Origin of the sequence: Bradyrhizobium algeriense (assembly GCF_003062295.1) — a bacterium.
Taxonomy (GTDB): domain Bacteria; phylum Pseudomonadota; class Alphaproteobacteria; order Rhizobiales; family Xanthobacteraceae; genus Bradyrhizobium; species Bradyrhizobium algeriense.
Genome location: NZ_PYCN01000002.1, coordinates 382,197 through 401,137 on the forward strand (window position 1 = coordinate 382,197; position 18,941 = coordinate 401,137).

14 protein-coding genes are annotated in these 18,941 nt (G+C 63.8%); 7 read left to right on the forward strand and 7 right to left on the reverse strand.

What is annotated here, in order from left to right:
• The first annotated feature begins 298 nt into the window (after positions 1-298).
• A complete protein-coding gene (locus C7G61_RS05940) occupies positions 299-2,005 on the forward strand; it encodes a methyl-accepting chemotaxis protein (protein WP_108513157.1) in 1,707 nt (568 codons plus the stop codon).
• A 170-nt stretch (positions 2,006-2,175) separates the two neighbouring features.
• Positions 2,176-2,646: a cupin domain-containing protein gene (locus C7G61_RS05945; protein WP_108513158.1), complete on the forward strand. Its 471-nt coding sequence runs from the start codon at positions 2,176-2,178 to the stop codon at positions 2,644-2,646.
• Between the two features lie 159 nt (positions 2,647-2,805).
• On the opposite strand, the gene C7G61_RS05950 is transcribed toward C7G61_RS05945, so the two are convergent.
• The 7 genes from C7G61_RS05950 to hpaR all read right to left on the reverse strand — a co-directional run bounded on the left by C7G61_RS05950 (position 2,806) and on the right by hpaR (position 13,965).
• The gene (locus C7G61_RS05950; protein ID WP_108513159.1) at positions 2,806-3,684 is read right to left on the reverse strand and encodes a transglutaminase family protein; all 879 of its coding nucleotides are present in this window, start codon (positions 3,682-3,684) and stop codon (positions 2,806-2,808) included.
• Positions 3,681-6,203 (reverse strand): circularly permuted type 2 ATP-grasp protein, encoded by a 2,523-nt coding sequence (locus C7G61_RS05955; RefSeq protein ID WP_108513160.1) that lies wholly within the window; start codon positions 6,201-6,203, stop codon positions 3,681-3,683. The genes C7G61_RS05950 and C7G61_RS05955 overlap by 4 nt, the downstream gene beginning before the upstream one ends.
• A 28-nt stretch (positions 6,204-6,231) precedes the next feature.
• The gene (locus C7G61_RS05960; RefSeq protein ID WP_108513161.1) at positions 6,232-9,531 is read right to left on the reverse strand and encodes a transglutaminase family protein; all 3,300 of its coding nucleotides are present in this window, start codon (positions 9,529-9,531) and stop codon (positions 6,232-6,234) included.
• Between the two features lie 243 nt (positions 9,532-9,774).
• A complete protein-coding gene (locus C7G61_RS05970; protein WP_108513162.1) occupies positions 9,775-11,298 on the reverse strand; it encodes a UxaA family hydrolase in 1,524 nt (507 codons plus the stop codon).
• Positions 11,299-11,384: 86 nt separating this feature from the next.
• A complete protein-coding gene (locus C7G61_RS05975) occupies positions 11,385-12,164 on the reverse strand; it encodes an HpcH/HpaI aldolase family protein (RefSeq protein ID WP_108513163.1) in 780 nt (259 codons plus the stop codon).
• Between the two features lie 51 nt (positions 12,165-12,215).
• Positions 12,216-13,301, reverse strand: coding sequence for a malate/lactate/ureidoglycolate dehydrogenase (locus C7G61_RS05980; protein ID WP_108513164.1), 1,086 nt, complete (start codon positions 13,299-13,301; stop codon positions 12,216-12,218).
• A gap of 199 nt (positions 13,302-13,500) precedes the next feature.
• Positions 13,501-13,965, reverse strand: coding sequence for a homoprotocatechuate degradation operon regulator HpaR (gene hpaR, locus C7G61_RS05985; protein WP_244608142.1), 465 nt, complete (start codon positions 13,963-13,965; stop codon positions 13,501-13,503).
• A 220-nt stretch (positions 13,966-14,185) separates the two neighbouring features.
• Between hpaR and hpaH the strand changes: the two genes are divergently transcribed.
• From hpaH to C7G61_RS06010, 5 genes are all read left to right on the forward strand, one after another.
• A complete protein-coding gene (hpaH, locus tag C7G61_RS05990) occupies positions 14,186-14,992 on the forward strand; it encodes a 2-oxo-hept-4-ene-1,7-dioate hydratase (protein ID WP_108513166.1) in 807 nt (268 codons plus the stop codon).
• Between the two features lie 30 nt (positions 14,993-15,022).
• Positions 15,023-15,421 (forward strand): 5-carboxymethyl-2-hydroxymuconate Delta-isomerase, encoded by a 399-nt coding sequence (locus C7G61_RS05995; RefSeq protein ID WP_108513167.1) that lies wholly within the window; start codon positions 15,023-15,025, stop codon positions 15,419-15,421.
• Positions 15,414-16,949, forward strand: a complete 1,536-nt coding sequence (hpaE, locus tag C7G61_RS06000) for a 5-carboxymethyl-2-hydroxymuconate semialdehyde dehydrogenase (RefSeq protein WP_108513168.1) — start codon at positions 15,414-15,416, stop codon at positions 16,947-16,949. Before C7G61_RS05995 ends, hpaE begins: the two co-directional genes overlap by 8 nt.
• A 99-nt stretch (positions 16,950-17,048) precedes the next feature.
• Positions 17,049-18,032, forward strand: a complete 984-nt coding sequence (hpaD, locus tag C7G61_RS06005) for a 3,4-dihydroxyphenylacetate 2,3-dioxygenase (protein ID WP_108513169.1) — start codon at positions 17,049-17,051, stop codon at positions 18,030-18,032.
• An 11-nt stretch (positions 18,033-18,043) separates the two neighbouring features.
• Complete coding sequence (locus tag C7G61_RS06010) at positions 18,044-18,913, forward strand: fumarylacetoacetate hydrolase family protein (RefSeq protein ID WP_108513170.1); 870 nt, start codon at positions 18,044-18,046, stop codon at positions 18,911-18,913.
• Positions 18,914-18,941: the final 28 nt, after the last annotated feature.

Consider the following 18,941-nt stretch of genomic DNA (forward strand, 5'->3'; position numbering starts at 1 on the left):
CTCACGCCGCCTCCCGCGTCGGCCGCCAGAGTGGCGACCTCCAATTGCACTGAGATACCAGAACCCGTTACAGTCGCATGGGCTTCCGAATTTTCCCGATAATGCAGCTTGCCCGAGCGCCTTAATCATTTGAAATTACTTGGTTATTTTATTTGGTTGCAGTTGCGAGATTTTCGCGCGTTAAGACAATCTCCATCAAAATTCAGCACAATTGCTTATGCCGACGGCATACGCTGGAAACCATTCCGGCCTGCCGGCACGGCTGAATTGTCAAATCCATATTCGTTTTGGTGACGCCATGGCATCCCGGTTTTCGCTCGCAGCCAAGTTGTATTCGATCTTCGCGCTGTTCGCGTTGCTCGTCGCCGCCATCACCGCCTTGTCCGACTACAACACGCGCCAGAATGCCCAACTTACCGAAGCGGTCTCGACCGCCAGCCGTGCCGCGCTCAACGTCGAGCGCATCAATTCGCTGGTCTATGCCGTCGTGATGGAATCGCGCGGCGTCTACATGTCGACTGATCCGGCGGTGGTGAAAAAATACGGCGACGGCTTGCTCAAGTTCAACGAACGCATTCTTGAGGTCGTCAAGAATTGGGAGACGCTGGTCCAGGCTGATGACGCCCAGCAGTTCGCCACCTTCAGGAAGCGCATCGAACAGTTTGTCGACTTCCGCAAGGAACTGGTTCGCCGCGGTGTCGAGATCAATGCGGCGGCAGGCCGCGAATGGGGTGACAACGACGCCAACCGCCAAGTGCGCACGGCGCTGAACAAGGATCTGGAAGCCCTGTCCAAGGTCTATGCCGAACGCAGCAAGAGACTGGCGCAACAGACCGATACCAACCACACGATGGCCTTTGTGCTGACCTGCCTCGGCGTCATGGCGCTGGTGGTGGTCGTCATCGGCGTGCTGATCATCGCCCGTTCCATCGCCCGCCCGCTTTCGGTCATCACCGCAACCATCAAGCAGGTCGCCGACGGCGCCGAGGGCGTCGAGGTGCCGCATACCGGCCGCGCCGACGAGATCGGCGCGCTGGCCCGGGCGATCAAGATCTTCCAGGAAGCGATGGACGGAAACCGCAACCTCAATTCGCAGGTGCTGGACGATTCGAAAGCGCGCGACGAGCGCACCCGTCACATCGAAGCCTCGGTCGACGCCTTCCGCGAAGCAATCAGTGGCGTGCTGCGCGCGGTCACCGACAATGCGGCCTCAATGCGCAGCACCGCCCAGACCATCGCCAGCGTCTCGTCGGACGCCAACGGACGCGCCGTGGCGGCTTCCGGCGCGACCGAGCAGGCTTCCAGCAACGTTTCCGCCGTCGCCAGCGCGGCCGAGGAGCTCTCGGCTTCGGTCGAGGAAATCGGCCGCCAGGTGCGCCAATCGGCCAGCGCCGTCGAACAGGCGGGCCAGCGCACCGAGAAATCGGTCTCCGAGATCGAGGGGCTCGCGGCTGCGACCCAGCGCATCGACGGCGTGCTCACCCTGATCCAGGCGATCGCCGAGCAAACCAATCTTCTGGCGCTCAACGCGACGATCGAGGCCGCGCGCGCCGGCGACGCCGGCCGCGGTTTTGCGGTCGTCGCACATGAGGTCAAGGCACTCGCCGAGCAGACCGCCAAAGCGACCGCGGAGATCAGCCAGAACGTCAGCCTGATCCAGACGTCGACCAGGAATTCGGTCGAAGCGGTCCGCGAAATCGGCAACGCCGTGCGCGAGATCAACGATGTGACATCGATCATCGCCGGCGCCATCGAGCAGCAGGACGCGGCGACCCGCGAAATATCGCAGAACGCGCAGCTCGCGGCGCAGGGTAACGGTACGCTCGTCGTCAATATCGGTTCGCTGAGCGACGCCATCGGCACGACCAGCACGGCGGCGGCCTCCGTCCTCACCGCATCCAGCGAACTGACGGCCACCGCCGAGACGCTCTCCCGCGAAGTCGAGAAGTTCTTCCGCAATCTGCGCGCCGATGCGTCGGAGCAGCCGCGCAAGACCGGCACGTAAGCGAACAGCATCTCCGGTTCGCGCCAGAGTGTGACCGAAAAGCCGTGGCCCGACTGCGACATTGGAGCACGCCGTGACGATTTGTGAGGGGGAGCGCGGCGCGAGTTTTGGGGGTAGAATTCGGTAGTACTTTCATAAGTTGGGTTTGGTCTCAGACATGGGAGGATCGCATGAAAATGCTTCAAGTTGCCATCGTCTCTGGCTTGATCGCCTTGGCCGGTCCCACGTCAGCCCAAGGCATGGATGATACGATGCTTGGGCCGCAGGATGTAAAATGGTCGAAGGCGCCGCCATCTATTCCGCCGGGGGCTGAAGCGAGCGTACTCTACGGCGACCCCGGGAAAGACGGCTTGTTCGTGCTTCGGCTCAAGCTCCCCAAGGGTTATGCCGTTCCCCCGCACTCCCACCCCAAGCCTGAAATCGTGACCGTTATCTCTGGCACGTTTACGCTCGGCATGGGCAAGGTTGCGGATAAAAGCAGCGCCAAACCGCTGCCGGCTGGAAGCTTCTTCGCGTTCGCGCCTGGCATGGAGCACTATGCCTTCACGGATGAAGAAACCGTCGTTCAGATCAACAGCACTGGGCCGTGGGGTATCAATTACGTAAATCCCAAAGACGACCCCCGACAGAAAACGCAGTGACTAAAACTCCCGTCGGCAGGGACGCCACCAACGTCCCTGCTGATTTGTTTGAGGCGGTCATGTACTCTCGTGCAAAACGCCATCGCTTGAGCGGCGCGCATGCGACGGAGCGCCAGCCACCTCGTGAGAAGGACCCGGCAAGACCGGGCAGCATCCGCCTCACTCCACCGGGATCACGTCCACGGCCACGCCAAGCTTCTGCTTGCGCGAGCCGACAATGATGCCGTCGACCGGCGAGACGTCGGAGAAGTCGCGCCCTATTGCCAGAACGATGTGATCGTTCTCGATCATGATGTCGTTGGTCGGATCGAACCCGAGCCAGCCGAGCTCGGCGCCGCACCACACCGACACCCAGGCATGGGTGGCGTCAGCGCCCTGCAGGCGCGGCTTCCCGGGCGGCGGAATGGTGCGCAAGTAGCCGCTGACATAGGCCGCGGGCAGGCCCAGCCCACGCAAACCCGCAATCATCACATGGGCAAAATCCTGGCACACGCCGTGCCGCTTCTCGAACACCTCCCGGAGCGGCGTCGAGATCACCGTGGCCTTCGGGTCGTACCTGAAATCGTTGCGGATGCGGCGCATCAAGTCGGCGGCACCTGAAAGAATGCCACCGCTCGGCGGGAAACTCGCCACGGCATAGGCAGTGACCGGCGCCAGCACCGGCACCAGCGCGCTGGCAAAGACATAGCCGACCGGCGAAACGGGGCCGAGACTGGAGGCCTCGAACGCCACGTCGCGGATATCATCCCATGACGGGCTCGCCGCGGCGCGGTCGAGCGCCTTGCGCGACACCGAAACGCGCGAGCGGGAATCGATCCGCAAATTGCGATGCGCGGTTTCGATCAGGATGCTCTCGGTATGGGTGCCGAAAAAATCGCGCCGCACGGTGCGGTCCGCAGGCCGCGGCCGGATCTCGACCGAATGGGAAATCAATTGCTGCCCGTCGCCCGACTTCGGCTCCAGCCGCAGCGAGCACCGCGCAAAACTCACCGGGCTTTCGTAAGCGTATGTGGTGACGTGACGGATGTCGTAGATCACGCGAGGCCCGTCAGCTTCTCCGGCCGGCTCGCATTGGGCCCGTGCGGAAAGTAATGCAGGCCGATGGCGTCGGCGAGATTGAGCAGATCCTGCTCCAGCGCGAACAGGGTTTTGACGTCAAGCGCTGCGGCCTCGGCCGTCGTCAGCGTCGCCTGCAAGGCTACCGCCAGCCGCTGCGGCCGCTCGATCAGGCCATGCTCCTTCAGGCTCGGGAGTGCGGCGATGTGATCATTCAGCGTCGCCACCTGAAACGCGACCGAGCGCGGGTTATACGGATCGAGCACCGCGAGATCGCGCACCGGCGCCAGCGCCGGGCCGACCAGGTAACGCGAACGATAGGTGATCTGGCAATCCACCAGCGTCAGCAGCACATCGAGGTCTTCCTCGCCGGCTTCGTCATAGGCGAACTGCCGCGCGAACCGCGCAGTGTTGATGGCGCGCTCGGCGCGGCGGCCCATGTCGAGGAAGCGCCAGCCGGCGGCGCGATTCATGTTTTCCTGCGCCAAACCTGCAAGGCTTGCCAGTTCCTGCAACGTCAGTTCGGCGGCGCTGACGATGCTGTCGTCGTCGTCGACCTGCAAGGCGAGGCGGTCGACCATCTCGGTGATGATCTGCCAGGCGTCGGGCGAAAGCCGCTCGCGGAGGGAGGTCGCAGTTCGTTGCACCGACCGCACCAGCGAAAACGCCGAGCCAAATTTCTCCTCGCTTTGCAGCGCTTCGGCGATGACCCTCGCGGGGTTGGTCCGCGTCGCCTGCGAGGTCGCGCCCCAGGTCACCAGAAGCCGCTGGATGCGCTCGACCGAGGGCGACGTGGTCGACGATCCCTTGACGGGGTCGCGCATCGGCGCGCCGAGCGCGCGGATCAGCCGCAGCGTCGCCTCGGCGCGCTCGAGATAGCGGCCGAGCCAAAACAGATTGTCCGCGGCGCGGCTGGGCACGACGCCCGCGATCCGCCTGATGCGCACGGTGTCGGCACCCGGCAACAGCGTCGAAGCCGATACCGCCTTGTCGGACACCACCCAGACGTCCGCCGAGCGGGCCCCGTCACCCATCGACACCGCGCGCGCATCCGCCTGTTCGGCGATCCGGCAGAAACCGCCAGGCAGAATGGTCCAGCCCTGGGGCGTTGCCGCGGCGAACACCCGCAATACGAACGGGCGCGGCGTGATCCGGCCCTGCTCCCACACCGGCGTCGTCGACAGCCGCACCAGTTCCTGGCCGACATAATCGATGCCGCGATCGGTGATCGCCTGCCGGAGCCGGTCGCGCTCCGCAGGCGGCAGCTCGCCGGCAAGCACCGGCCCATGGCTGGAAAAGCCGGGAACGGCCCGGCCGTAGGCGCCCTCGATCGCAAAATCCTCGAGCCGCGACAGCACTTCCTCGCGTGCGGCTTTCTGCCCGCACCACCATGTCGCGATGTGCGGCATGATCGGATTCTCGCCAAGCAGCCGCCGGCACAGGCTCGGCAGAAACCCGAGCAGCGCCCTCGCCTCCAATACGCCGGAGCCCGGCATGTTGGCGACGACGACGCCGTTCTTGCGCAGCACGTCGATGAGGCCGGGCACGCCGAGATGTGACGACGCATCGAGTTCGAGCGGATCGAGAAAATTCGAATCGACCCGGCGCAGCAGCACGTCGAGGCGCTTCAGGCCGGCGACGGTGCGGATATAGATGCGGTCGCCGCTGACGGCGAGATCGTCGCCCTCGACCAGGAGGAAGCCGAGATAGCGCGCCAGCGTCGCATGTTCGAAATAGGTTTCGCTGAAGGCGCCCGGCGTCAGCAACCCGATCCGCGGCTCGTCGCGGTCGGCACTGGCGCGCAGCGAATCGCGGAATGCCTCGAAGAACGGCGCCACGCGCTCGACATTCATCGACTTGTAGAGGTTGGAAAAGGCGCGCGACAGCACCAGGCGATTTTCCAGCGCGTAGCCGGCGCCGGACGGCGCCTGCGTGCGGTCGTTCAACACCCACCAGCGTCCATCGGGGCCGCGGCCGACATCGGCCGCATAGAGCTGAAGATGGCGGCCACCGGGCGGTTTGACGCCACTAACCGCGCGCAGATATTCGTTGCTGCCGGCGATCGCGGCCGCGGGCACCGCACCATCGGTGACCAGCCGGCCCTCGCCATAGAGATCGCGCAGCACCATTTCGAACAATTGGGCCCGCTGGGCGATGCCCGCGGTCAGTTGCTGCCAATCGGCCTCGTCGATGATGAGCGGCAGATGGCTGAGCGGCCACAGCCGGTCGGCGGTCTCGCCGGGCGCGCGATAGGTGACGCCGGCCTCGCGCAGATGCCGGTCGGCGGAGGCAAAGCGGCGCTCGATATCGGCTGGCGACAATGCGGCGAAGGCATCGAAGAATCGGGTCCACGCCGCGCGGGGCGCGCCGTCCGGTCCGATATATTCGTCGGGGATGCCGGGCAGCCGCGCATAGTCGCGCGTCCATTGCGCGATCCGGCGCTGGCCCGGACGGACCTTGCTTTCCTGACTGCTGCCTTGACTGCCGCCTTGGCCTGCCATTCCGATTCCCCGAGAGCGTCGCTCCCGATTAGATCAGGAGCGGCGTCCTCAAGTCGAGCGTCAAAGGGAATTCATTTGTGCGTTCCTCGGGCGGCGGGTCGATCTTGCCCGGAGTGTGGCCGTGATCCTGAAACCGGGCCAACCGCCGGGCTTCCGCCTCATAGGAATTGACCGGCTTGGTATCATAGCTGCGCCCGCCGGGATGGGCGACGTGGTAGACGCAGCCGCCGAGCGAGCGGCCGTTCCAGGTGTCAATCAAGTCAAATGTCAGCGGGGCGTGAACCGGAATGGTCGGATGCAGCCCCGAGGCCGGCTGCCAGGCCTTGAAACGGACGGCGGCAACGGCCTCGCCGGAACGTCCCGTCGGCGTCATCGGCATCCGCCGGCCGTTGCAGGTCACGACATGGCGGCCTTCGACGAAGCCGGTCGCCTTGACCTGCAGCCGCTCCACGGAAGAATCGACATACCGCACGGTGCCGCCGGCCGAGCCCTCTTCGCCGAGCACGTGCCATGGCTCCAGCGCCTGCCGCAATTCGAGCGCGACGCCGCCATGATGGACGCGGCCGAACGCCGGAAAACGAAACTCGAGCTGGGCGGAGTACCATTCCGGCGAGAACTCGTAGCCGGATTGCCGGAGCTCATCGAGCACGCCGAGAAAATCCTCCCAGAGGAAATGCGGCAGCATGAAGCGATCGTGCAGCGCCGTACCCCAGCGCACGAACTTGCCTTGTTGGGGTTCGCGCCAGAGCTTTGCGATCAGCGCGCGGATCAATAATTGCTGCGCCAGCGACATCCTGGGATCGGGAGGCATTTCGAGCGCGCGGAATTCGACCAGCCCGAGGCGGCCGGTCGGCCCATCCGGCGAATAGAGCTTGTCGATGCAGATTTCGGCGCGATGGGTATTGCCTGTTATGTCGACGAGGATGTGCCGGAACAGCCGGTCGACCAGCCACAGCGGGGCCTCGATATCGGCCGGCGGCACATGCGCCAGCGCGACTTCCAGTTCGTAGAGTCCGTCGTGCCGGGCCTCGTCGATGCGCGGGGCCTGGCTGGTCGGGCCGATGAACATGCCGGAGAACAGATAGGACAGCGACGGATGGCGCTGCCAGTACAGAACGAGGCTCTTCAGCAAATCAGGGCGCCGCAGGAACGGCGAATCCTGCGGCGTCGAGCCGCCGACCACGACGTGATTGCCGCCGCCGGTGCCGGTGTGGCGGCCATCGACCAGAAAACGGTTGGCGCCGAGCCGGACTTTTGCGGCGTCATCATACAGGCCGAAGGTGATATCGACCGCCTCGCGCCAGTTTTGCGCCGGCTGGACGTTGATCTCGATGACGCCGGGATCGGGCGTCACCTTGATTACTTCGACGCGCGGATCGTAGGGCGGACCATAGCCCTCGACATGAACCGGGATTTGCAGTTCCTCGGCAGTCGCTTCCACCGCCGTAATCAGTTCGAAATAGTCTTCAACCTTTTCGACCGGCGGCATGAATACGCACAAAACGCCATCGCGGACTTCGACCGACGTCGCCGTACGCACCGGCTTGGGCTTCGGTTTCGGCTTCGGCTTCGGCTTCGGCTTCGGCTTCGGCGCCAATTTTGACGGCACGTCTTCTGCCGCAGCGTCCTTGTCTTCGACGGCCAATTCGAGCCGCGGCTCCATCGGATCCTGCTCGACGACATAAGGGTATTCTTCCGGCGGGACATGCGGCAACGATGCCATCGGCAGCCGCAGACCGAGCGGAGAGTCGCCCGGTATCAGAAACAGATGGCCGCGCCGAAGCTGCCAGCACTCGCTCATCCAGCCAGAACCGTCAGCGCCCGCGTGCTGAACCGGCAGCACGAAGCCCTTGGGCTTGTTGAGCCCCTCATCGAACACCCGCGCCATGCGCGAGCGCTCTTCCGCGTCGGCCAGCTTGGAGTCGCTGGGATCGACATTCACCGGCAAGGCCGCTTCGCTTTGCAGCCAATGCACGGGGTCCTCATACGCCGGCATCACGTAATCAAGTTCGAGGCCGAGCCGCCTGGCGATGCCTTCCATCAGTTTTTGAGCGTCCGCGATACCGGCCTTGCGCGGGCTGTCGATCTTCGCGATCAGCTCGGCGTTCTTCCAGATCGGCACGCCGTCCTTGCGCCAATAGAGGCCGAAGGCCCAGCGCGGCAGGCTTTCGCCCGGATACCATTTGCCCTGCCCGTAATGCAGCAGCCCGCCCGGCGCAAAGCGGGCCTGCAGCTTGCGGATCAGTTCGTCCGCCAGCGCCTGCTTGGTCGGGCCGATGGCGGCAATGTTCCATTCCGGTGATTCCAGATCGTCGACCGAAACGAAGGTCGGCTCGCCGCCCATGGTCAGCCGCACGTCGTCGCGGTTGAGATCGGCGTCGACTTGCTCGCCGAGCGCATCGAGACGGGCCCAGGATTCGTCGGAGAACGGGCGCGTGATCCGCGGCGCCTCGCGGATGCGCCGGACGCTCATCTCGAAGCCGAAATCGACATTGGCAAAGCCGGCGCTGCCCGAGATCGGCGCTGCCGATCGGTAGTGCGGCGTGGCGGCGACGGGGATGTGCCCCTCGCCCGTCAGCATGCCGGAGGTGACGTCGAACCCGATCCAGCCGGCGCCCGGCAGATAGACTTCGGCCCAGGCGTGCAGATCGGTAAAATCGCTTTCGACCTCGCGCGGGCCCTCGACCGGATCAATGTCGGGACGCAACTGCATGAGATAGCCGGAGACAAAGCGCGCCGCGAGGCCGAGATGGCGGAAGATATGGATCAACAGCCACGCCGAGTCGCGGCACGACCCGGAGCCGGAAGCCAGCGTCTCTTCCGGCGTCTGAATGCCCGGCTCCATCCGGATGACATAGCTGATCTTTTTCTGCAGTTGCGCGTTGAGTTCGACCAGGAAATTGACGGTGCTGTCGGCCTCGCGCGGAATCTCCTTCAAGTACGCCGCGAACAGCGGCCCCTGCTCTGACGTCGCGAGATACGGCGCAAGCTCGGTCTTCAGATCGTTGGTGTACTGAAACGGAAAAGAGGTGGCGTAACCCTCGACAAAGAAGTCGAAGGGATTGACGACCGTCATCTGCGCGGTGAAGTCGACTTCGATCTTCAGCTCGGACGCCTTTTCCGGAAACACGAATCGCGCCAGCCAGTTGCCTTGCGGATCCTGCTGCCAGTTCACGAAATGATTTGTCGGCGTGACCTTGAGCGAATAGCTCAGGATCGGCGTGCGCGTATGCGGCGCCGGGCGCAGGCGAACGGTTTGCGGGCCGAGATCGATCGGTCGGTCGTATTTGTAGTGCGTGACGTGGTGTAGTGCGACGAAGATCGACACGGACCGGAGACTCCAGCGGCTTTTTTAAGCAGAACACTGGTTCCGGGTAGGATCAAGCATTAACAACGGGCACGTGGTGCCTACGGGAAGTGCGGAACATTTGACGCTGTCATTCCGGGATGGTCCGAAGGACCAGACCTCAGATGCGCAATTGCGCATCGGGGAATCTCGAGGTTCCCCGATGCGCAATTGCGCATCTGAGGTTCGATGCTTCGCATCGCCCCGGAACGACGGATCAATCACTCACATCGTCGCGCCAAGCACCCACGGCGCGAACTCCGCACCGCCGAAGTCAAAGCTCTCGCTCTTGGTCGGCTGGCCGGATGCCGTTTTCAGCATCAGCTCGAAAATGCGCTGGCCGCATTGCTGCACACTTTCCTCGCCGTCGAGGATGGTGCCGCAATTGACGTCCATGTCATCTTCCATCCGCTTGTACATCGGCGTGTTGGTCGCGAGCTTGATCGAGGGGGCGGGCTTGCAGCCGAACACGCTGCCGCGCCCCGTGGTGAAGCAGACCATGTTGGCGCCGCCGGCCACCTGCCCGGTCGCGGCGACCGGATCGTAGCCGGGCGTGTCCATGAAGACAAAGCCCTTCTTGGTGATCGGCTCGGCGTAGTTCAGCACGTCGACCAGATTGGTGCTACCGGCCTTCGCCATTGCGCCCAATGATTTTTCCAGGATCGTGGTGAGGCCGCCGGTCTTGTTGCCGGGGCTCGGATTGGCGTTCATCTCGGCGCCTTCGCGTTTGGTGTATTCCTCCCACCAGCGCATCAGGCCGACAAGCTTTTCGCCGACTTCGCGGCTGACCGCGCGGCGGGTCAGGAGATGCTCGGCGCCGTAGGTTTCCGGCGTCTCGGACAGGATCACCGTGCCGCCGTGGGCAACCAGGAGATCGCTCGCCGCCCCCAGTGCCGGATTGGCCGACACGCCGGAGTAACCATCGGAGCCGCCGCATTGCAGCGCTACCGTCAATTCGCTGGCCGGCACCGGCTCGCGCTTCACTTTATTGGCGTCGGTCAGCGCTTCCTTCACGAAAGCGATGCCGGCTTCCACCGTCTTGCGGGTGCCGCCGACTTCCTGGATGTCCATCGCGCGCAGCCGGCCGGCCAGTTTCTGTTCCTGCATCAGGCCGCCGATCTGGTTGACCTCGCAGCCCAGCCCCAGCACCACGACGGCAGAAAAGTTCACATGCCGCGCGTAGCCACCCAGCGTCCGGCGGAGCAGCGCCAGCGGTTCGTCCTGCGTCATGCCGCAGCCGGTCTTGTGGGTCAGCGCCACCACGCCGTCGACATTCGGGAAATCGGCCAGCGGGTTATCGCCGGTAAATGGATTCTTCTTGAACATGTCGGCGACGATGCCGGCGACATGGGCGCTGCAGTTCACCGAGGTGAGAATGCCGATATAATTGCGCGTTGCCACCCGTCCGTCTGCGCGGCGAATGCCGTCGAAGGTCGCGGGCAGATCGAAGTTCGGCACCGGCTTGACGTCGACGCCATAGGCATAGTCCTTGGCGAAATCGCCCATGCCGCAGTTTTGAGTATGCACATGCTGGCCCGGTGCAATCGGCACGGTGGCAAAGCCGATGATCTGACCGTAGCGGCGTACCGGCTCGCCCACGGCGATCGGCTTGATCGCCACCTTGTGGCCCGCCGGAATCCGCTCGACCGTGGTGACGCCATCGGCCACCACCATGCCGGGCGGCAGGCTCGAGCGCGCGATCAGGACGCCGTCGTCAGGATGCAGGCGAATGACGGGTGCCGGGGTCATTGGGGTACCTCCTCAGGGTTGGCGAGTAGCGAGTGGCGAATTGAACAATCCGCGCCTCGCCACTCCCTATTTCGTGCCTTCGCCGCTTACGCCTTCCCGGCCGAATCCTTGCGAGTCTGGTTCACCTGCATCCTGGCGTAGGTCGACATCAGCCCAACTTCGTTCGACAGCGTCACGAGCTTGAAGCCCATGTTGATGGCGCGCACCGCGCCTTCGGCGCCGGAGCAGTGGATGCCGGGGTTGAGGCCACGCGTGCCGCATTCCTTGGCGATCTTCTCGTAGATCTTGAGGATCTCCGGCTCGTCGCGGTCGAGCTTCGGCACCAGGCCATAGGAGAAGCCGAGGTCGGACGGGCCGATATAGACGCCGTCGATGCCCTCGACGTCGAGGATCGATTCCATGTTCTCGACCGCGGTCCTGGTCTCCATCATCGGCAGCAGCACGATCTCGTCGTTGGCCGTCTGCTGGTAGGAGCCGGCCGAGCCGTACATGCCCGAGCGGATCGGGCCGTTGGAGCGCGTGCCCTTCGGCGGGTATTTTGCGTACTGAACGAGGTTCCTGGCTTCCTGCGGAGTGTTGATCATCGGGCAGATCACGCCATAGGCGCCGCCATCGAGCACCTTGCCGATGATGCCGGGCTCGTTCCAGGGCACGCGGACCATCGGGGTTACGGGATGGGCGTGCATCGACTGGAAGCATTGCACCATCGAGAGGTAATCCTGCACGCCGTGCTGCATGTCGACGGTGACGCTGTCGAAGCCGCATTGCGCGATCACTTCGGCCGAGAAGCCGGACGGAATCGCGAGCCACGCGTTCACCACGGCTTTGCCCGAGGCCCATACTTTCTTGACGTTGTTGGTTGCCATTGATCGCTTTCCCTTTGTGATCGTTACGATAGTTGGAGTTCGCGGAGTTGATTAGCTGGCGGCGCGCTGGATGCTGGCCTCGCTGACGCCGACCTCGCGGGCCGTGTTGACGATCGCAGCCCAGGTATCATCCGGCAGCGGTACGCCGTTCCTGGTGCGCTCGGCGCGCATCTTGCGTTCGGGGTCGCCCGGGACCAGCACGGTATCGACGCCTGCGATCGGCTTGGTCTCCCGGATGAAGTCGGTATAGCGCGAGATTTCGTCGTCAAAGTAATTGCTGGTGTCGATCACTTTGGGGTCGACATAGAAGGCGAGCATGCCATTGGCGAACTGGCGGCCGCCCGAGGTGGCGCCGGTGCCGGTCAGAGCGCCGCCGAGCAGCTCGCAGATGAAGGCGAGACCCGAGCCCTTGTGTTCGCCGAACGCGCGGATCGCGCCCGTCCCCTTGGTATGGTCGCGCGGCCCGTCCGGGGTGTAGGGACCATAGAGCACGGACGGGTCCTCGCTCAGCGTGCCGTCGGAATCGACCAGCGCGCCGGTCGGCAGCTTCTTGCCGCCGCGGCTTGCCACCAGCACCTTGCCTTCGGCGACGATGGAGGTTGCGAAATCGAGCACGATCGGGTCCTGCCCCCGGCGCGGAATGCCGACGCAATAGGGCGCAGTCGATAGCCGCTTCTGGACCCCGCCGAATGGCGCCACCAGCAGCGAGCCCGCGGCGTTGACGAAATGAACCGACACCAGCCCTTCGGCAGCGGCCATTTCGGCCCAGTCGCCGACGCGACCGATATGCCCGGCATTGCGCAGCGCAACCGCTGACAGCCCCGCCTTCTTGCACTTCTCGATCCCGGTCCGCACGGCGAACGGCGTCACGGTCTGGCCATAGCCGAACTTGCCATCGACCACGGCGAGCGACGGCGTATCGACGACAATCTCGGGGGTCTGGTTGGGAACGACGTTGCCGGTCTTTTTCCAGCGAATGTAGACCGGAACCCGGATCACGCCGTGGCTGTCATGTCCGGTGAGATTGGCCGTCGTGAGGTAGGTCGCGATGCGCCTGGCTTCCTCGGGCGAGGATTCCGAATGGGAAAAAACCTCTGCAACGAAATCGATCAGATTGTTGACTTTTATTGTGACCATATCCGGATTTCAGCCCTGTCCTTGCATCGGGAAGCCTGCATGTCGGCGGCTAAACCCGAGAACTCCTGCACCGGTTTTCATGACCGGCTTGGCCGGCACTTGATCGAAAAACCGCGCGCGTGTCTACCATTAGCCAAATGATTGCAATCATTTGCCGGCCCGCTATGCACCGGGCCACTAGCATCATGCAAATTTGCGCTTACTCGTCGGGCCCGGCGTCGCCCTCGCCGGCCACTTCCATCGCGGCGAGGCTGCGCTCCAATTCGCCGAGCATGTCCTGCAGTTCAGCGAGCTTGCGCGCACCATAGCGATTGGTGATCTCGGCGTAGATTGCTTCCGACGTCGGCGCGACGGCCTCGATCAGCTTCAACCCCTTGGACGAGATCGACACCTCTCCGCGGCGCAGATCGGCCTTGGCGGTCCGCCGCTCGATCAGGTCGCGCGCCTCGAGGTCGCGCAGGATTCGCGACAGGCTCGGCCCCAGCAAAAAGGCGACGCGCGCCAGTTCGGTCACCTCGATGGTGTCGACCGCCGTCAGCGCGCGCAGGATGCGCCATTGCTGTTCGGTCAAACCGTGGTTGCGCAAGGAGGGACGGAACTGGCGCATGACCGCTTCACGGGCGCGCAACAACGACATCGGCAGCGAACGAGAGAATTCACGCATCGGCGCGCGGCGGGGCTCCGACGTTCCGTCCGGGTCCGAACGCGATCCATTCGGCGATTTCTTGCCTGCCATCTCTAATCGTCCGCCATCAGAAATCGTTGATCGAGAGAAGGATAAAGTTTTGCGCTGCAACAAGCATCAAATCAGTTTGCCGGATATAACTTAACATGTTAAACATATTTCAGCACCCTCTTTTTACCGAACGCCAGGCCGGACGCAGATGGCCCTTTCCAGCGACGAAATCCGAAATGCCGCCGAGCGGCTCGATCGCGCCGAGAAGAGCCGCCAGCAGATCCGGCAGCTTTCGCTCGAATATCCCGGCATAACGATCGAAGATGCCTACGCTATTCAGAAAGCCTGGGTCGAGATGAAAGTCGCCCAGGGCCGCGTCGTGAAGGGTCACAAGATCGGCCTGACCTCGAAGGCGATGCAGAGCGCGCTCAACATCGACGAGCCTGATTCCGGCGTCCTGCTCGATGACATGTTCTTTGCCGATGGCGGGCTGGTGCCGTCAGACCGCTTCATCGCCACCCGCATCGAGGCCGAACTCGCCTTCGTGATGAAGTCGCGGCTTGCGGGGCCACACTGCACGATGTTCGACGTGCTCAACGCGACCGATTTTGTGGTGCCCGCACTTGAGATTCTGGATACGCGGGTTGAACGTGTCGATCCGCAGACCAAATCCACCCGCAAGATCTTCGACACCATCGCCGACAACGCGGCGAATGCCGGCATCGTGCTCGGCGGCCGCCCGATCCGGCCGATGGACGCCGACCTGCGCTGGATCGGTGCGCTCTGCTTCCGTAATGGCCAGCTCGAGGAAACCGGGCTAGCGGCCGGCGTTCTCAACCATCCCGCGACATCGGTAGCCTGGCTTGCAAACAAGATCGCGCCGAACGGGCTGGCACTGGAAGCCGGACAAGTGGTGCTGGCGGGATCGTTCATCCGCCCGATCGAGACCCGCAAGGGCGACACGATCCAGGCGGACTATGGACCTTACGGTTCCGTGAGCTGCTACTTCGCCTGATGCGTTAGGGAAGCCGGGAGTCATCGCAACATGCCGCACTTCACGATTGAATATTCAGGCAATCTCGATCGCCACGTCGACATGGGCGCGGTCGTGGACCTGGTCCGGAAGGCCGCGGTCGAGACCGGCATCTTCCCGCTTGGAGGTATTCGCGTCCGCGCCGTCAGGTGCGAGCACTATGCGATCGCCGACGGCCGCCAGGATTACAGCTTTCTCGACATGGTGCTGCGGCTCGGCGAAGGCCGCGACCTCGCCACCCGCAAGAAGGCCGGCGAACATATATTCAGGGCCTTGTCGGCCTACCTTGAGCCGGTGTTCGCGAACCAAAAATTCGCGCTGTCGTTCGACATGCAGATCAACGACAAGGAAACAAGCTGGAAACGCAACAACATCCACGAAGCTCTGAAAGTGGAGGCTCTCCATGGATAAGGCGACCCCGAAGGACCTGTTTCAGGCCAATCGCGACCGCGCAGTCCCCCTGCTCGCCAAATTAAGGAGTGAGGGCATCGGGCATATGATCGACGGCAAGAGCGTGCCGTCGACTTCAGGCCAGACGTTCGAGACGAAATCCCCGGTCGACGGCGCGGTGCTGGCGTCGGTGGCGCGCGGCCATGCCGAAGATATCGACCGTGCCGCAAGCGCAGCCGCGGCTGCCTTCAAATCCTGGCGCGAGATGTCTGCGGCGGCACGGAAGAAATTGCTGCATCGCGTAGCCGACGCGATCGAGGACCATGCCGACGACATCGCGGTGCTCGAATGCATCGACACCGGCCAGGCGCACCGCTTCATGGCCAAGGCCGCGATCCGTGCGGCGGAAAATTTTCGCTTCTTTGCCGACAAGTGCGCGGAGGCCCGGGACGGGCGCAACATGCCCGCCGAGGAGCACTGGAACATCTCGACCCGGGTGCCGATCGGCCCGGTCGGCGTGATCACGCCGTGGAACACGCCGTTCATGCTGTCGACCTGGAAGATCGCCCCCGCCCTGGCCGCGGGCTGCACGGTGGTGCACAAGCCGGCGGAATGGTCGCCGGTGACCGCTGACCTCCTGTCAAAGCTGGCGAAACAGGCCGGCCTCCCCGACGGCGTGCTCAACACCGTCCACGGCATGGGCGAGGAAGCCGGCAAGGCGCTGACCGAGCATCCCGCCATCAAGGCGATCGGCTTCGTCGGCGAGAGTTCGACAGGCTCGGCGATCATGGCGCAGGGAGCCCCTACGCTGAAGCGCGTTCATTTCGAACTCGGCGGCAAGAACCCGGTGATCGTATTCGACGACGCCGATCTGGACCGCGCCCTCGATGCGGTGGTCTTCATGATCTACTCGCTGAACGGCGAGCGCTGCACCTCGTCGAGCCGGCTATTGGTCCAGCAAGGCATTGCCGACAAGTTCATCGAGAATCTCACGGCGCGGGTGAAAGCCTTGAAGGTCGGCCACCCCCTCGATCCCGCCACCGAAATCGGGCCGCTGATCCATGAGCGGCATCTGGCAAAGGTCTGCAGCTATTTCGACGTCGCCAAGAAAGACGGCGCCACCATTGCGGTCGGCGGCAAGCCGCATGACGGGCCCGGCGGCGGGCATTACGTGCAGCCGACGCTGGTCACTGGCGCGCATTCGAAGATGCGGGTGGCGCAGGAGGAAGTGTTCGGCCCGTTCCTGACCGTGATCCCGTTCAAGGACGAGAAGGACGCGATCGAGATCGCCAACGGCGTCCAATACGGCCTTACCGGCTACGTCTGGACCGGCGACATGGGCCGGGCGCTGCGGGTGGCGGACGCGCTGGAAGCCGGCATGATCTGGCTCAACTCCGAAAACGTCCGCCATCTGCCGACGCCGTTCGGCGGCATGAAATCATCAGGCATCGGCCGCGACGGCGGCGACTATTCGTTCGACTTCTACATGGAGACCAAGCACGTCTCGCTCGCCCGCGGGACGCACAAGATTCAGAAGCTGGGAATTTGAAGGCCACCGTCGTTCCGGGGCGCGAAGCGAACCCGGAACCTCGAGATTCCGGGTTCGGTCCTGCGGACCGCCCCGGAATGACAAATCCGAGGAAACCACATGCCCGTTCCAACACACACCTTCGACCCGCCGTTCAACATCATCCGCTGCAGCCACGCGGTGCTCGATGTCGTCGACCTCAACAAGAGCCGCGCCTTCTATGAGAACACCGTCGGCCTCCATGTCGAGGACAGCGACGCCATGGCGGTGTACCTGCGCGGCAGCGAGGAGCATCAGCATCACTCACTGGTCTTAAGAAAGGCGCCGGTCGCGGCCTGCAGCCGGCTCGGCTTCAAGGTTGGCAATGACGGCGACCTCGACAAGGCGGCCAGCTTCTTTTCCGAGAACGGCATTACTTACGGCTTCGTCGAGCAGCCGTTCCAGGGCCGCACCCTGCAATTCACCGACCCCGCCGGCTTTCAGCTCGAACTTTACGCGTCGATGGAAAAGCGCCCGCATCTCTTGCGGCGCTACGACCTCTACAAAGGCTGCCATCCGCAGCGGCTCGACCATTTCAACGTCTTCGCGCCTGAAGTGCAAAACACCGTCGATTTCTACGCCCGGCTCGGCTTCCGGCTGACCGAATATGGCGAGGAAGACGGGCCGAACGGGCGCATCGCGGCGGCCTGGATGCACCGCAAGGGCAATGTCCATGACCTCGCCATCACCAATGGCAAGGGCCCTCGCCTGCATCACATGGCCTATTGGACGCCGACCGCGATGAACATCCTGCATCTCTGCGACGTGATGGCTTCCAGCGGTTATCTGAAGAACATCGAACGCGGCCCCGGCCGTCACGGCATCTCGAATGCGTTCTTCCTGTATGTCCGGGATCCCGACGGCCATCGCCTCGAGCTCTACACCAGCGATTATTTCACCGGCGACCACGACCACGAGCCGCTCCGCTGGTCGCTGAAGGACCCGCGCCGGCAGACCCTGTGGGGCGCGCCCGCGCCACGCTCCTGGTTCGAGGAAGGCACGCCCTTTGCCGGCCAGGCGGTGCGCGAACCCGCCTTCGTCGCCGACGTCACGATTGCGGATTGACGGAACAGAAAATGGCCTCTCCCCGCCTCGCGACTTTCACTGTTAACGGCTCGCAGAAATACGGCGCCGTGACCGATTCCGGCATCGTCGATCTCTCCGCGCGTTTCGGAACGCAATTTCCGACGCTGCGCGAAGCCATTGCCGATGGCGCACTGATGAAACTCGCCGAAGACGCCGCGAAGCGCTCACCGGACCATGCGCTCGATGCGATCACCTGGCAGCCGCCGATCCCCTCGCCGGAAAAGATCATCTGCATCGGCGTCAACTACCCGGACCGCAACGCCGAATACAAGGACGGCCAGGACGCGCCGAAATATCCGAGCATGTTCATGCGGACGCCGCGCTCCTTTGTCGGCCACAACACGCCGCTGGTCCGCCCGCGTGCCTCAGCCCAGCTCGATTACGAGGGTGAGCTGGTGCTGGTCATCGGCAAGGCCGGCCGGCACATCAAGGAGAGCGACGCGCTGGACCACATCGCCGCCGTCACACTCTGCAACGAGGGCACCATCCGCGACTGGGTGCGGCACGCCAAGTTCAACGTCACGCAGGGTAAGAATTTCGATTCCACCGGCAGCCTTGGGCCGTGGATCGTGCCCTACACCAACGAAAGCCAGATCGCCGACATCCGTCTCACCACGCGGGTCAATGGCGAGACGCGGCAGGACGACCGCACGGGGCGACTGATCTTCGGCTTCCGCTATTTGATCAACTACCTCTCGACCTTTACAACGCTGGTGCCCGGTGACGTCATCGTGACGGGAACGCCAACCGGCGCCGGCGCGCGCTTCGACCCGCCGCGCTATCTGAAGCCCGGCGACATCATCGAGGTCGAAGCCGAAGGTGTCGGCGTGCTGAAAAACGGCGTCGTCGACGAAGCCTGATCAATCCTGAGAAGCGAGTGGATAGTGC